The 12,933-nt window shown below is 65.0% G+C and carries 16 protein-coding genes; 5 read left to right on the forward strand and 11 right to left on the reverse strand.

Annotation, left to right across the window (positions count from 1 at the left end; genetic code table 11):
* Positions 1–57: 57 nt before the first annotated feature.
* The 3 genes from NL123_RS12840 to NL123_RS12850 all read left to right on the forward strand — a co-directional run bounded on the left by NL123_RS12840 (position 58) and on the right by NL123_RS12850 (position 2,510).
* A complete protein-coding gene (locus NL123_RS12840) occupies positions 58–1,080 on the forward strand; it encodes a hypothetical protein (protein ID WP_494357916.1) in 1,023 nt (340 codons plus the stop codon).
* A gap of 72 nt (positions 1,081–1,152) precedes the next feature.
* Complete coding sequence (locus NL123_RS12845; RefSeq protein WP_494357917.1) at positions 1,153–1,596, forward strand: CopD family copper resistance protein; 444 nt, start codon at positions 1,153–1,155, stop codon at positions 1,594–1,596.
* An 8-nt stretch (positions 1,597–1,604) separates the two neighbouring features.
* A complete protein-coding gene (locus tag NL123_RS12850; RefSeq protein WP_494357918.1) occupies positions 1,605–2,510 on the forward strand; it encodes an oxygen-independent coproporphyrinogen III oxidase in 906 nt (301 codons plus the stop codon).
* Here the strand turns inward: NL123_RS12850 and NL123_RS12855 are convergent.
* Genes NL123_RS12855 through nirS form a run of 11 tightly spaced genes read right to left on the reverse strand, consistent with a single transcriptional unit; the run spans position 2,507 to position 11,413 of the window.
* Entirely contained in the window at positions 2,507–3,961 is a 1,455-nt protein-coding gene (locus tag NL123_RS12855; protein WP_494357919.1) for a cytochrome D1 domain-containing protein, read from the reverse strand. The genes NL123_RS12850 and NL123_RS12855 overlap by 4 nt on opposite strands.
* Positions 3,958–4,782, reverse strand: coding sequence for a uroporphyrinogen-III C-methyltransferase (gene cobA, locus NL123_RS12860; RefSeq protein WP_058423930.1), 825 nt, complete (start codon positions 4,780–4,782; stop codon positions 3,958–3,960). The genes NL123_RS12855 and cobA overlap by 4 nt, the downstream gene beginning before the upstream one ends.
* A 43-nt stretch (positions 4,783–4,825) precedes the next feature.
* Positions 4,826–6,004 carry a heme d1 biosynthesis radical SAM protein NirJ gene (nirJ, locus tag NL123_RS12865; RefSeq protein ID WP_494357920.1) on the reverse strand — a complete coding sequence of 393 codons (1,179 nt, stop codon included), beginning with the start codon at positions 6,002–6,004 and terminating at the stop codon, positions 4,826–4,828.
* Between the two features lie 12 nt (positions 6,005–6,016).
* The gene (gene ahbB, locus NL123_RS12870) at positions 6,017–6,517 is read right to left on the reverse strand and encodes a siroheme decarboxylase subunit beta (RefSeq protein WP_494357921.1); all 501 of its coding nucleotides are present in this window, start codon (positions 6,515–6,517) and stop codon (positions 6,017–6,019) included.
* On the reverse strand, positions 6,492–6,935 hold the full coding sequence (locus NL123_RS12875) for an Lrp/AsnC family transcriptional regulator (protein WP_494357922.1): 444 nt from the start codon (positions 6,933–6,935) through the stop codon (positions 6,492–6,494). Before NL123_RS12875 ends, ahbB (NL123_RS12870) begins: the two co-directional genes overlap by 26 nt.
* Positions 6,928–7,443: a siroheme decarboxylase subunit beta gene (gene ahbB / locus NL123_RS12880; protein WP_494357923.1), complete on the reverse strand. Its 516-nt coding sequence runs from the start codon at positions 7,441–7,443 to the stop codon at positions 6,928–6,930. The genes NL123_RS12875 and ahbB (NL123_RS12880) overlap by 8 nt, the downstream gene beginning before the upstream one ends.
* Positions 7,440–7,898 carry an Lrp/AsnC family transcriptional regulator gene (locus NL123_RS12885; protein WP_179029175.1) on the reverse strand — a complete coding sequence of 153 codons (459 nt, stop codon included), beginning with the start codon at positions 7,896–7,898 and terminating at the stop codon, positions 7,440–7,442. The genes ahbB (NL123_RS12880) and NL123_RS12885 overlap by 4 nt, the downstream gene beginning before the upstream one ends.
* Position 7,899: 1 nt before the next feature.
* A complete protein-coding gene (locus tag NL123_RS12890) occupies positions 7,900–9,069 on the reverse strand; it encodes a cytochrome D1 domain-containing protein (RefSeq protein WP_494357924.1) in 1,170 nt (389 codons plus the stop codon).
* Positions 9,066–9,383 carry a c-type cytochrome gene (locus NL123_RS12895; RefSeq protein WP_494357925.1) on the reverse strand — a complete coding sequence of 106 codons (318 nt, stop codon included), beginning with the start codon at positions 9,381–9,383 and terminating at the stop codon, positions 9,066–9,068. The genes NL123_RS12890 and NL123_RS12895 overlap by 4 nt, the downstream gene beginning before the upstream one ends.
* Positions 9,384–9,400: 17 nt before the next feature.
* Positions 9,401–9,715, reverse strand: coding sequence for a c-type cytochrome (locus NL123_RS12900; protein WP_494357926.1), 315 nt, complete (start codon positions 9,713–9,715; stop codon positions 9,401–9,403).
* Between the two features lie 24 nt (positions 9,716–9,739).
* Complete coding sequence (gene nirS, locus NL123_RS12905) at positions 9,740–11,413, reverse strand: nitrite reductase (protein WP_494357927.1); 1,674 nt, start codon at positions 11,411–11,413, stop codon at positions 9,740–9,742.
* A gap of 194 nt (positions 11,414–11,607) precedes the next feature.
* Between nirS and NL123_RS12910 the strand changes: the two genes are divergently transcribed.
* Together NL123_RS12910 and NL123_RS12915 are read left to right on the forward strand one after the other, a co-directional pair.
* Positions 11,608–12,384 carry a CbbQ/NirQ/NorQ/GpvN family protein gene (locus NL123_RS12910; protein ID WP_494357928.1) on the forward strand — a complete coding sequence of 259 codons (777 nt, stop codon included), beginning with the start codon at positions 11,608–11,610 and terminating at the stop codon, positions 12,382–12,384.
* Positions 12,368–12,931: a cytochrome c oxidase subunit 3 gene (locus NL123_RS12915; RefSeq protein WP_494357929.1), complete on the forward strand. Its 564-nt coding sequence runs from the start codon at positions 12,368–12,370 to the stop codon at positions 12,929–12,931. Before NL123_RS12910 ends, NL123_RS12915 begins: the two co-directional genes overlap by 17 nt.
* Positions 12,932–12,933: the final 2 nt, after the last annotated feature.

Raw genomic sequence — 12,933 nt, forward strand, 5'->3', positions numbered from 1 at the left:
TTCCCTCGCGCCAGTCCGTAGGGTCGCGGGGGAAAATCCATGAGTAAGGACGCAACAATGTCTCTCGCAAAACCGCTGGCCCACACCCGATTGGACTGGCTGTGGCTGCTGCCATTCGCCGCCGCACTCTATTACCCCTGGGCACTGCAGTGGAGCAACCTGGCCCATGTTGGCGGGGCCGGCGGGCCGGTGACTCTGGCGCTGATGTTGAGTGCCTATGCAGTGCCGGTGGTGGCGTTCTACTGCGTGTTCGTCACGGGTGTGCAGCCCATGATGAGTGCACGCCTGGTGCTTGCCAGGCGCCTGGCCTGCCTGGCCGTTGCCACGCCGCCAGCCTATACGCTGATGGGCGTGCTGCTGTACCTGATGAAGGTCAATGGTCACGACCTTGTCGTGTGGAGCGGCCTGTGGTTGGCAGTGAGTGCCTACTTCTCGATGGTGTCGGCCACGCTGCCCAGCATTGACTTCACCCACCACCCGCGCACCTACATCAAGCTGCGGGTCGCCCATGGCATTGCGTCGGTGGCGATCCTGCTGGTGTTCCTGGCGCCGCACCTGTTCAACCATCTGCTCGGGGTTTTCGGCAACGATGCGCATCGTGCGGTGATGGAGGTGTTGCGGGTGGTGTATCGCAACGGTTGGCTGGAGCCGATCCTTATCGTCACGTTCTTTTTCCAGATACTCAGCGGCCTGGTGCTGATCCGCCCCAAAACCGTCCACCGCGCTGACCTGCTGGACGCCTTGCAGACCGCGTCCGGCGCTTACCTGGTAGTGTTTATAGCCTCCCATATCAACTCGGTATTTACCCTGGCGCGCTACTTCGGCACCGACACCGATTACGCCTGGGCCGTGGCCGACCCGGTGGGGTTGTTGGCCGATGCCTGGAGCATCCGCCTGGTGCCGCATTATTCCCTGGCGGTGTTCCTGTTGATCGCGCACCTGGGGTGTGGCCTGCGCGGTGTGCTGCGTAACCATGGGGTGAGCGAAGCGCGTTGTGCGGTGATGACGTGGGCGGTGATTGGCGTCGGTGCGCTGGTGACGTTGATCATCACTGCCGGCATGCTCGGCGTGCGGGTTTAGCTTGATCGGTATCAAGGTTCAGGTGGCGTCAAGGCGCCACACTGGCACCTTGACGCCACCTGCGAGGCCACCATGCTTTACCTGCTGTTTCTGCTGGCCCATCTGTTCGCCGCGCTGATCTTCATCGGTACGGTGTTTTTCGAAGTGCTGATCCTGGGCGGTCTGCATCGGCAGTTGCCGGCGCGGGTGATGGTGCAGGTTGAACAAGGCATCGGCGTGCGTGCCCGGGCGCTGATGCCGTGGGTGTTGCTGGTGCTGTTCGGCGCCGGGCTGGGCATGGTCGGCTTGCGTTACCTGCCGGTGTTGGCCGCGCCGTTCGCCTCGTCGTTCGGCACCTTGTTGACCCTCAAGCTGATCCTCGCCGCCAGTGTGCTGCTGCACTTTCTGCTGACGATGCTGCGCATGCGCCGTGGCCGGGTGAGTGCGGCTTACCTGCGCTTTATCCATCTGAGCCTGTTCGGGCATATGGTCGCCATCGTGCTGCTGGCCAAGGGCATGTTTTACCTCAGTTGGTAAAGCCTTTGATGCACATCAAGGTGCGCCGTGGCGTCGCACCGGACAATGGCGCATCGTCGCCGGATCCGGAGCCCGCCATGCACACCGTCATTCCTCTCGATGTCGCCCGTGCTTTGCGCACCAGCCGCCAACGGCAGCGTCCACTGGCAGTGACCCTGCACTGGCCAGGTACGCCGAGTGCCGTTTACCGCCGCAGCCTGGCGCAGCAGATACGCCTGATCGGTGGCGGCCTGGGCAGTCGCCAGCCGGTTGAGCACTTCCAGTGGCGCGGGGCAGCGCCCATCGGCGATGTGCAGGCGCACATGATGCGACTGCATGAGCGTTTGCATTTCCTTGAGCACGACCGCGGCGACTACGCCATCGACCTGGCGCCCCAGCACAGCGATTGGGCCAGCGTCGGCCGGTTGCGCGAACTGGGTTTCAACCGGGTGTGCATCGGTGTGCCGGATGCCTGTACCGAGGACCCTCTCTCCCAGGACACCTATCGCGATCCGGCACCGATCCAGTCGTTGATCGATGCGGCGCGCACCTTCGGGTTCCGTTCGGTCAGTGTCGATCTGGGCTACGGCAACGCCTGGCAGACCCTGGCCAGCCTGGAGGCGAAGTTGGCCAGCCTGATCGCGCTGGAGCCTGACCGCGTGCAGGTATTCGACTATGCCCGGCCACCGGCGCGATACGCGGGGCAATGCCCGCAGGCGCTGTGCTGCGCCGCACAAAGCACCGCCATGGGGCTGTTGTGTGTCGAGCGTCTGGAAGCAGCCGGTTATCACTACCTGGGCCTCGGCCAGTTTGCCCGTGGCGATGATGAGCTGACCCAGGCCCAGGAGCGCGGTCGATTGCGGCGCACCGAAGAGGGGTTCACCCTGCACGGTGATTGCAGCCGCATCGGCCTGGGTCTGTTTGGCCGAAACTAGTGGGACGTGCCCTCGGCAAACTCGATCTTGTTGCCCACGTTGTACTTGCCCGATGGCTTGTTCATGGGCAGGCGCTTGATCTCCTTGAGGGTCTGGCTGTCGTAGACGATCAGCGCACCGTCGGTGGCCCAGATACTCAGCAACACGTAGCGCCCGTCCCGGGTGAACTCCACATGGGCCGCCGTCTTGCCCGGCACCGGGCGCAGGGTGTGGGCGATGTGCAGGGTCTGCTTGTCGATCAGGTGGATGGCGTCGTTATCCGGGCCGAAGAACACATCGCTCCACACGTAGCGCGAGTTGATATGGCTGCGCATGAAGAAGCCCGGGCCGAGGGTGGGGATCTGCTTGATCAGCGTCCAGGTGCTCGGGTCGAGCACGGTGATTTGCCCCTGGCTGATGTTCGGGGTGGCGAACACCCAGTTGCCGTCGCGCTTCCAGTACGTACCGGAGCCCAGGTGCGGCATGCCCGCCAGCGGAATGTCAGTGACCACCGCGCCCGAATCCAGATCGATCACCTGGCCGCCACCGGCTTTGCGTGAGGTGGCGAGCAACTGGCGGTAATCGGGGGTGAACGAGAAGTCGTCCAGCACATCGCGGGCTGGGATACGCCGGGGTTCAAACGTGGGGTGCGCCGCCGCGTAGGACAGCTCCCACACCTCATTCACATCCTTGAGCGCCACCACAAAACTGTTGCGCGGCGGTGCGGTGTACACCGCGCTGACCCGCGAGCCCGTCTCCAGGGTCTTGACCAACGACAGGTCACGCGCATCGAGCACCACCAGGTTGCCCGGCAGGTAATTGCCCACCAGCACCCAGCGGCCATCCTTGCTCACCGCCAGGTTGCGAGTGTTGAGGGCCACGCGGGTCTCGGCGATCAGCGTGAGGTTGTGCAGGTCGTACAGGCTGATCCAGCCGTCGCGGGAAGCAAAGTAGACGAAGCGCCCGTCCGGCGAGAACTTCGGCCCGCCGTGCACGGCGAAGTGGCTGGCGAAGCGGTCCAGTACGGTGAAGCGATCACCGTCGAGAATGTCGATGTGATGGTCACCGGACTCCACCACCACAAACAGGTTGAGCGGGTCGGCGTGGTGCTGCGGGGTGCTGGGCAACGTGCTGACGTCTGCCAGCAGGCGGTGGCTGTTGCGGATGTCCTGCGCGCTCCAGGTGGCCGGCGTGGCCGGTGGCTGTTGCAGAAAGCTCGCCAGGCCGTCGATTTGTGCGGCGCTCAACTGCGAGCCGAACCCGGCCATCTGGCTGGCGGGACGGCCCTGTTCGATAACCTTGCGCACCTCGTCAGGCTTGATTCGCCCCAGGCTTTCCGGGAGCAACGCCGGGCCGCTGGCACCGATGCGGTTGAGGCCGTGACAGCTCTGGCAATACTCGCCGTAATCCTCGGCCGGCGCGCCATGGGCAGCGCTGATCCAGAGCAACGGCACCAGCAGCAGGCGTTTCATACCGCCACCGGGATACGCGGTGCCGACAGGCTGGCGGGGTAGTGCAGGGTGGCGTCGGCGAACAGGTTCACCACATGGCCGATCACCGTCAGGGTGGGCACGCCCGGTTCGCAGTCGGCGGCCAGGGTCGGCAACTGGCGCAAGGTGCCGCGCGCCACGTGCTGGTCGGCGCGGGTACCGTTGCTGATCAGCGCCGCCGGGGTGTCCGCCGGCAGACCGGCCGCCACCAGGTGTTCGGCGATCAGCGCCAGGTTCGCCAGGCCCATGTAGAACACCAGGGTCTGGCTCGGCTCGGCCAGGCTCGCCCACGGCAGTTTCAAGGCGCCGTCACGCTGCAGGTGACCGGTGACGAAGCGACAGGAGTTGACCAGGTCGCGATGGGTCAGCGGGATGCCGGCGTAGGCGCTGCAACCGGAGGCGGCGGTGATGCCTGGCACCACCTGGCACGGGATATCCCGCGCCAGCAGGTATTCGAGTTCCTCGGCGCCGCGCCCGAAGATGAACGGGTCGCCGCCCTTGAGCCGCACCACCCGTTGACCCTGCTCGGCCAGTTCCGCCAGCAGTGCGTTGAGTTGGTCTTGGGGCAGGCTGTGGTAGCCGCTGGCCTTGCCCACGTAATGCCGGGCGCAGCTCAGGGGGATCAGCGCCAGCAGCTCGGCGCTGATCAGCCGGTCGAACACCACGGCGTCGGCCTGCATCAGCAGGCTCCAGGCACGCAGGGTGAGCAGGCGCGGGTCACCGGGGCCGGCGCCGACCAAGGCAACTTCACCGGGGTGGAAGGGGCTGTGCAGACTGGCGGGTAGGGCAGTTGGCGTGTGCATGAGACATCCTTGGTTCATCATCAGGTAGGCGCCCCCGGTTGTGTCACCGGGTGGTGCAAGGGATCAACGGTGTGGGATGCCGGGCGATTTCGGCATCGTTGAAGTAGCAACCGGGGTCCGGCCCCCATAGGTCGCCATCGGCCCAGGCGCGGGTGCGGGTGTTGCCGTTGCAGATCGGCAACCAGCGGCAGTCGGCACAGCGCCCGCCAATGCGGCGCGGGTGTTCGCGCAGGCGCAGCAGCAATGGGTCGGGCTGGTCCAGCCAGAGCTGGCGGAAGCGGGTGTTGCGCACATTGCCCACCGAGTGCTGCCACCAATAGGTGTCCGGGTGCACCTCGCCGGTGTTGTCGATATTGGCGATGCCGCTGCCCGAGGCGTTGCCACCCCAGCCATGCAGCAAGTGTTCGAGCTGCGGGTAGTGCTCGGGCAGATGCTGGTGCACCCACTGCAGCAACAGCACGGCGTCGGCGTCGTTGTTGCCGCTGACGAAATCGCTGTCGATACCCTGTTCGATGTCATGCCAGGCCTGCTGGAAAATCAGCGCCATGGCGTCACGGCTCATCTGCCGGTGTGCATCCAGCAAGCGGCTGCGCCTGCCGCGCCCGCTGTAGTTGAGGTGCGACAGGTAGAACTTCTGCACATCGTAAGCGCGCATCAACGCCAGCAACTGCGGCAGTTGCGCGTGGTTGGCCTGGGTCAGCGTAGTGCGCAGCCCCACGCGGATCCCGGCTTCGCGGCATAGGCGAATGGCGTGCATCGAGCGCTGGAAGCTGCCGTGCAGTTGGCGAAACGCGTCGTGGGTCGCCTCCAGGCCGTCGATGCTGATGCCGACGTAGTCGAAACGCGCGTCGGCAATCTGCTGGATATTCTGCTCATCGATCAGCGTGCCATTGGTCGACAGGGCGACGAAAAAGCCCTTGTCGCGGGCATAGGCGCTGAGCTGGAACAGGTCCTCGCGCAGCAGCGGTTCACCGCCCGACAGGATCAGCACGCGCACGCCCGCCGCGTGCAAATCATCGATCACCCGCAGCGCCGCTTCGGTGTCCAGCTCATCGCGAAACACGCTGTCGGCGCTGGTGGCGTAGCAGTGTTTGCAGGTGAGGTTGCAACGCCTGAGCAGGTTCCAGATCACCACCGGCGGGCGGTCGCTGCCGGGTGTTGAAGCGCGCGGCGGCGGGCAGCGGCCGGCGAGGGTACGCAAGTACTGACTGATCCGCAGCATAGAGCACTCCTTCTAGTGCGAGGTGGCCAGGCGCAGGCCGGTTTTTTTCAGGATGCGGCTGCTCACCAGCATTTCATCAGCACCACAGGCTTCACCCAGCAGGTAACGCAGGTGCTCACGGTAGCTGTCGATTTCTTCGCGGCTGCGCCCATGCACCATGGCGAACAGGTTGTAGGGCCAACCGGGTCGGCGTGGTCGGCGGTAGCAGTGGCTGACGAAGGGCTGCGCACCGATCAGTTCGCCCAGGCGCGGCATCTGCTCGTCGACTACATCCCACACGGTCATGCCGTTGTGTCGATAGCCCAGGCGGTAGTGGTTGGGCACCGCAGCGATGCGCCGGATCGCACCTTCAGCCTGCAAGCGCTTGAGCAGGTCCAGGGTCGATTCGACGCTGATGCCCAATTGCTCGGCCAGCCACGCCCACGGGTCCTCCACCAGCGGCAGGCCGCTTTGGGTCAGGGCGATCAAGCGCAGGGCCAGGGCGTTGTCAGACCGGGAAATACACACCGACATGGTAGGTTTGCTCCTTCGGCAGATTGAGCACCGCCAACCCGGTGAGGGCTTCGATGCGGGACAGGGTGGCGGCCAGCTCCGCCTCGGTGGCGCAGGCCAGCACGAACCACATGTTCCAGTGGTATTCGCGGCGGTAGTTGTGAGCCACTTGCGCCAGCGCGTTGACTTGCGCAGCCACCGCTTCGAAGCGGGCTTCGGGCACCGCCAACGCAGCGAGGGTGAAGGCGCCGCCGAGGCGCTCGATGTCGAACATCGGACCGAAGCGGGTCAGCACGTCGTCTTCGAGCAGGTCATGCAGGTGGTCGAGCAACTCGCAGGGGCGGCTGTGCAGTTCCTGCGCCAGTTGCTGCCACGGCTGGCGCACCAGCGGCAGGCCGCGTTGCAGGCGATTGATCAGTTGGCGATCGAGATCATCCATGGGCCCATACCTGTGACGGCGGCGGTGCGAAACGTCCGCCGCATTGTTTGTAGGCGCGGGTGCTGAACAGCAGTTGGTGGGGCAGGTCGCTGAGCTGCTGTTGTTGCAACACCGCCTGGATATGCGCGGACACGGCTTCGCGTTCACGGCCATGGACCATGCAGAACAGGTTGTAGCGCCATTGCGGCAAACGCCGGGGGCGCTGGTAGCACAGGTTGATCCCGACGGCGCGGCCCAGGCGCGTGCCCACTTCGTCCACCAGCGCGTCCGGCACGTCGAGCACCAGCATGGCGTTGGCGACAAAGCCCAGGGCACGGTGGTTGAGCACCAGGCCGACCCGTCGGAACAGGCCTTGCTCGTGCCATTGCTGCATCTGCTGCAACACCTGGTCGTGATGGGCGCCGATCAGCTCCGCCAACTCCTCATACGGCCGCGTAACCTGGGGCAGGCCGCGCTCCAGGCATTGGCGCAGGTCGAGCATCTGTTCGTGGTTCAGCGGCGTGATCACGGATGTTCTCCCAGGGCAAACCCCAGGTCGATGCGGTAGGCGGTGAGCATCGGCAGGTCCAGGGGCGGCAGGCCGGTGTCTTTCTCCAGTTCCGCCAGCACCTGTTCCAAGTGCTGGCGGTGCGGGCCGGTCAGCACGAACCACAGGTTGTAGTGGTGTTCGCGTGCGTAGTTGTGGTTGACCTCCGGGTACTGGCTGACGCGCTGCGCCACCTGTTCCAGGCGCTCGATCGGCACCGCCAGTGCGGCCAGGGTGCTGGCGCCGGCGCGGGTGTGTTCGAACACCGGGCCGATGCGCGACAAGGCACCCGCCAGTTCCAGGCGTTGCAGGCAGGCCATCAGTTCGGCTTCAGTGCAGTCGAGCACCCGGGCCATCTCCCGGTACGGTTCGGCGCACAGCGGCATGCCGTGCTGGTAACGGTCGATCAGTCGACGGCTGAGCAGGTCAAGGTCCATTTCAATACCCCATTTTTTGCGCACGGTTGCTGAAGAAAATCCCGCTGGGGCTCAAGGCCGGCAGGGTCTTGAGCAAGGTCAGGCGATACGGGTCCCAGACCTGCACCTGTTCACCGTCGCGCACCGACAGCCACAGCTGGTCGCCACGCCCGGTGAACTCCATGTGCAGCACGCCGGGGCCGGGGCGCAGGTCGGCGATGATCTGGTGGGTTTCACTGTCGAGCACCTGCACCCGGTCGTTGTCCGGGTAGGCAAAGTTGACCCACAGCTGGCGCCCATCGGGCCGCGCGGTGACAAAGATCGGCTGGCCGGCCACGGCGATGGCAGCGGTCTGCTGCCAACTGCGGGCATCCATCACCAGCACCTGGTGACGGCCCACGGCAGGCACAAAGGCCTGGTTGTCGGCCACGGCCCAGCCTTCGAGGTGGGGCATCTTGTACACCGGCAGTTTTTCCTGGCCACGGCCATAGTCGGCAAGCACGCGCTTGACGCCGTGTTCCGGGTGCCACAGGTCGAGCTGGGCCATGCCGTCTTCACCGAACAGGCCGGCCATGTAGTAGCGGCCATCGGCGGTGATCAGGGCGTCGTAGGGCTGCTCGCCGATGCCGGTGAAACGGCTGATGCGTGGCGCGTTGCCCTGGCTGAAGTCCGCGCTCCAGATCTCGCCGGTGTCGAACAAGCTGAACACAAAGCGCTGGCCGGGCGCGTCCACCAGGCCTACCACCCGTGAGCGCTTGCCATCAGGAAGGACGGTGGCGGGAATGTCCGCCACCTGGGCCAGGGTCACCGCATCGAACACCTTGACCCCACCGGGCTGGTAGTTGGACACAGCGATCAGGCGCCCATCCTGGCTGATCGCGCCGCCGATGCTATTACCGCCCTGGAGGATGCGCTTTTCGATGCGCTGGCCCAGCAGATCGACCTTGGTCAGCCCGCCGTCGCGGCCGAAAATATAGGCATGGCGCTGGTCGCGGGAGAACACCACCGAGGCATGGGACAGATCGCCCAGGCCTTCGATGCGCGCCAGGCTGCTCATGCCGGTGGATTCGATGATTTGCACGCTGGCGCTGGTACGTTCGATCACCAGGCCCAGGTCGCCGGTGCCGCGCAACGTCGGTTGGGTACAGGCGCCCAGCAATAGGCAAGCGGCTAACAGGGTGGGACGGATCATGGGGTGGGGCTTCCTTGCAGGAGTCGGTCGACCAGCCAGGCGATTTCACTCGCGCTGAGCAGCGGCGCCCAGCCCGGCATCGCACGGGCTGGGCGGCCATGGGTGACGGTGGCGATCAGGCTGTAACGGCTTTGGCCGGCGAGGGCCTGGGGTGTCAGCGGCGGGCCGAGGCCACCGGTGAGGTACAGGCCGTGGCAGGCGCCGCAGTCCTGGGTCAGCAGATGTTCCAATCGTTGGGCATCCACGACTGCGCCTGCGGGCATGGGAATGAGTAGAAGCAGCGCCATGGCCGAACTGATCATCGAGACTTTCATGGCGCGCTCCTTGGCGGTTATTTCAGGGTCAGGACCCACGCGGCCAATACCTTGGCTTCGTCATCCGTGACCTGGTTCGGCGGCATCGGGATCGGCCCCCAGTTACCCTGGGTGCCGTTCTTGATATGACTGGCCAGGGTGGTGGCGGCGTCTTTCACACCGGCATTCTTGGCTGCGACATCCTTCAAGGCCGGCCCCACCAGCTTGCTGTCGACGGCATGGCAGGCAGCGCAAGGCTTGCTCTTGAACAGGGCCGGCCCGTCTTGCGCCAGCGCCGGTTGTAGGCTGAGCGCAGCGGCGGTTGCCAGCAGTGCGCGGAGAATATTTTTCATTGGCGGACCTCATGTTGATTGGGCTCAATAAATATCGTGTTGGGTGTTGAACACGTTGAACTTGCCGGTCGGGGTGATCAGGCGCTTGTCCTTGATCACCTGCTTGAGCTTCAAGGTCTTGTCGTCGATCACCACCAGCGCCGACTCCTCGGTCTGGCCATTCCACACCGAGAACCACACCTCATCGCCGGCCTTGTTGTATTCCGGTTGCACCACGCGCAACGCGCCTTGCTTGATGCCGGAATACTCGGCAATCGGCAGTACGCTGTAGCCCTTGTCGAGGTGGTTGATATCGAACACCGCCACCGATTGGCTGAGCTTGGCGTCGGGGTTGAGCGTGGTGTCCACGTACAGGTGGTGGGAGTTGGGGTGGGTCTTGATAAACAGCGAACCGCCGCCCTGGCCCTTCAACGAAGCCACTTGCTTCCAGGCGTACTGCGCGTGCTTGACCGGGTCGGTACCGATCACCGAAATGCCGCCGTCCCCCAGGTGGCTGGTGGCCCACACCGGCCCGAATTGGGGATGCACGAAGTTGGCGCCGCGCCCGGGGTGCGGGGTCTTGCCCACGTCTACCAGGGCGGTGAGGGTGCGCTCCTTGGAATCAATCACCGCCACCTTGTTCGAGTTGTTGGCCGCCGTGAGGAAGTAGCGGTGGGTGCTGTCCCAGCCGCCGTCATGCAGGAACGGTGCGGCGTCGATGGTGGTGATGGTGAGGTTCTTGATGTCCTGGTAATTGACCAGCATCACCTTGCCGGTTTCCTTGACGTTGACGATGAATTCCGGCCATTCGTGGGACGCAATGATCGCCGCCACGCGTGGTTCGGGGTGGTACTCCTGCTTGTCCACGGTCATGCCACGGGTGGATACGATCTGCCTGGGCTCCAGGGTTTCGCCATCCATCAGGGTGAACTGCGGCGGCCAGTAGGAGCCGGCGATGGTGTACTTGTCTTCGTAACCCTTGAACTTGGACGTCTCCACCGAGCGCGCCTCGATGCCCACCTTGATCTCGGCGACCTTGGTTGGTTCGGCGGGCCACAGGTCGATCATGTCGATCTTGGCATCACGGCCGATCACCAGCAGATAGCGGCCCGAGGCGGAGATCCGCGAGATGTGCACGGCGTAGCCGGTGTCGATCAGCTTGACGATCTTTTTGCTGTCGCCATCGACCAGGGCGATCTTGCCGTCATCGCGCAGGGTCACGGAAAACAGGTTGTCCAAGTTGAGCGTGTTCAGCTGTTTCTTCGGCCGGTCTTCGGGCTTGACCAGCACCTTCCAGGTCTTGAGGGTTTCGGCCATGCCCCATTCCGGCGGTGTGGGCGCGGTGTGCTGGATGAAGGTGGCCATGCTGCTGATCTGCGCCTTGGTCAGCGCATTGGAGGTGCCCCAGTTCGGCATGCCGGCGGGGGAGCCGTAGGTGATCAGCGCTTCGAGGTACGCCTGGCCACGCGCCTGGGTGATGTCCGGGGTCAGCGGTTTGCCGGTGGCGCCTTTGCGCAGTACACCGTGGCAGCCGGCGCAGCGTTCGAAGTAAATCTGCTTGGAGGTGTCGAAGTCGGCCTGGCTCATGTCCGGTGCGCCGGCAGTTTTCACCAGCGCGGGTTGCGCGGCGCCATGGGCCGTCGGGGGCATTGCCAGGGCCAGCGCGCAGCTCAGGCTGGCGAGGCTCAGGGTGAAGGTTTTGCGGGTGCGAGTCAGCATTCCATGTACTCCTCAGGCGAGACCTTTGCGATGCCACGCAACAGGTGCGGGGCGCAGGTTCTTAGTGCCCGGCCAGACTATGGCGACGTGTTGGAATGCTCGCTTGACGGCGATCAAGTTTGCCTTGGGTAGCGCTTGCCAGGTTGTCGCAGGCGCCCTTAGCGTGGCTGTCGAACCCGCTTTGGATACCGGCCATGACCACACCCTTCTACCAACCCCTCGCCAACGAACAGGTACTGTTCGAGCACGCCTGGCGTCACCGCATGCCGGTGCTGATCAAGGGTCCGACCGGCTGCGGCAAGACCCGCTTTGTGCAGCACATGGCGCACCGCCTGAACCTGCCGCTGTACACCGTGGCCTGCCATGACGACCTCAGCGCTGCCGACCTGGTCGGCCGCCACCTGATCGGCGCCCAGGGCACCTGGTGGCAGGACGGCCCGCTGACCCGCGCCGTGCGCGAAGGCGGCATCTGCTACCTGGACGAAGTCATCGAAGCGCGCCAGGACACTGCGGTGGTCCTGCACCCGGTGGCCGACGACCGCCGCGAGCTGTACCTGGAACGCACCGGCGAAGTGGTCAAGGCACCGCCGTCGTTCATGCTGGTGGTGTCGTACAACCCCGGCTACCAGAACCTGCTCAAGGGCATGAAGCCCAGCACCCGTCAACGCTTCGTGGCGATGCGCTTCGACTACCCGGCGGCGGCGGACGAAGCGCGCATCGTGGCCCGGGAGGCGCAGGTGGATAACACGTTGGCCACTGAGGTGGTACGCCTGGGCCAGGCGTTGCGGCGCCTGGATCAACACGACCTGGAAGAAGTCGCCTCCACCCGTCTGCTGATCTTCACCGCCCGCCTGATCGCCGCCGGCATGCCCCCGCGTGAAGCCTGCATGGCTTGCCTGGCCGAGGCCCTGAGCGACGACCCGCAGACCGTCGCCGGGCTGATGGACGTGGTGGATGTGCACTTTGCCTGAGCCCCGGCGCCTGCCGGGTGACCTGGCGATGTGGTTTTTCATCCTCGCCGAATTGACCGTGTTCGCGATGCTGATCCTGGCATTCGCCGTGACCCAGCGCCTGGAACCCGCGGCATTTGCCTCGGGCCGCGCACAACTGGACACCTCCACCGGGCTGGCGATGACCGTGAGCCTGTTGACGACCGGGCTGCTCGCGGCGTTGGCCTTGCAGCAGGTGCGCCTGGGACATTGGCGGCGCAGCGCCGGGTTGTTTGGCGCGGCGTTGCTGGTGGCGCTGGTATACGTGGGGATCAAGCTTGGCGAGTACACCCATCTGGTGGAGGAGGGGTTGGGGATGGAGTACAGCCGGTTTTTCACCCTGTACTGGGTGCTGACGGGGTTTCACTTCCTGCATGTGCTGCTGGGCATGCTGATCCTTGGGTGGCTGGCGTTGGTGTGCTGGCGGGGTGGGGTGGCGGTGAATGGGGTGGAGTCGGGGGTGCTGTATTGGCACATGGTGGACCTGGTGTGGGTGGTGTTGTTTCCGGTGGTGTATGTGATGGGGTAGGG

The sequence above is a fragment of the Pseudomonas sp. FBCC-B1565 genome (genome assembly GCF_059133265.1).

Excerpts from the sequence above, each read along its gene's own strand:
- NL123_RS12840 (WP_494357916.1), top strand. The coding sequence starts at position 58 with ATGTCTCTCGCAAAACCGCTGGCCCACACCCGATTGGACTGGCTGTGG.
- NL123_RS12845 (WP_494357917.1), top strand. The coding sequence starts at position 1,153 with ATGCTTTACCTGCTGTTTCTGCTGGCCCATCTGTTCGCCGCGCTGATC.
- NL123_RS12850 (WP_494357918.1), top strand. The coding sequence starts at position 1,605 with ATGCACATCAAGGTGCGCCGTGGCGTCGCACCGGACAATGGCGCATCG.
- NL123_RS12855 (WP_494357919.1), bottom strand. The coding sequence starts at position 3,961 with ATGAAACGCCTGCTGCTGGTGCCGTTGCTCTGGATCAGCGCTGCCCAT.
- cobA (WP_058423930.1), bottom strand. The coding sequence starts at position 4,782 with ATGCACACGCCAACTGCCCTACCCGCCAGTCTGCACAGCCCCTTCCAC.
- nirJ (WP_494357920.1), bottom strand. The coding sequence starts at position 6,004 with ATGCTGCGGATCAGTCAGTACTTGCGTACCCTCGCCGGCCGCTGCCCG.
- ahbB (WP_494357921.1), bottom strand. The coding sequence starts at position 6,517 with ATGTCGGTGTGTATTTCCCGGTCTGACAACGCCCTGGCCCTGCGCTTG.
- NL123_RS12875 (WP_494357922.1), bottom strand. The coding sequence starts at position 6,935 with ATGGATGATCTCGATCGCCAACTGATCAATCGCCTGCAACGCGGCCTG.
- NL123_RS12885 (WP_179029175.1), bottom strand. The coding sequence starts at position 7,898 with ATGGACCTTGACCTGCTCAGCCGTCGACTGATCGACCGTTACCAGCAC.
- NL123_RS12890 (WP_494357924.1), bottom strand. The coding sequence starts at position 9,069 with ATGATCCGTCCCACCCTGTTAGCCGCTTGCCTATTGCTGGGCGCCTGT.
- NL123_RS12895 (WP_494357925.1), bottom strand. The coding sequence starts at position 9,383 with ATGAAAGTCTCGATGATCAGTTCGGCCATGGCGCTGCTTCTACTCATT.
- NL123_RS12900 (WP_494357926.1), bottom strand. The coding sequence starts at position 9,715 with ATGAAAAATATTCTCCGCGCACTGCTGGCAACCGCCGCTGCGCTCAGC.
- nirS (WP_494357927.1), bottom strand. The coding sequence starts at position 11,413 with ATGCTGACTCGCACCCGCAAAACCTTCACCCTGAGCCTCGCCAGCCTG.
- NL123_RS12910 (WP_494357928.1), top strand. The coding sequence starts at position 11,608 with ATGACCACACCCTTCTACCAACCCCTCGCCAACGAACAGGTACTGTTC.
- NL123_RS12915 (WP_494357929.1), top strand. The coding sequence starts at position 12,368 with ATGTGCACTTTGCCTGAGCCCCGGCGCCTGCCGGGTGACCTGGCGATG.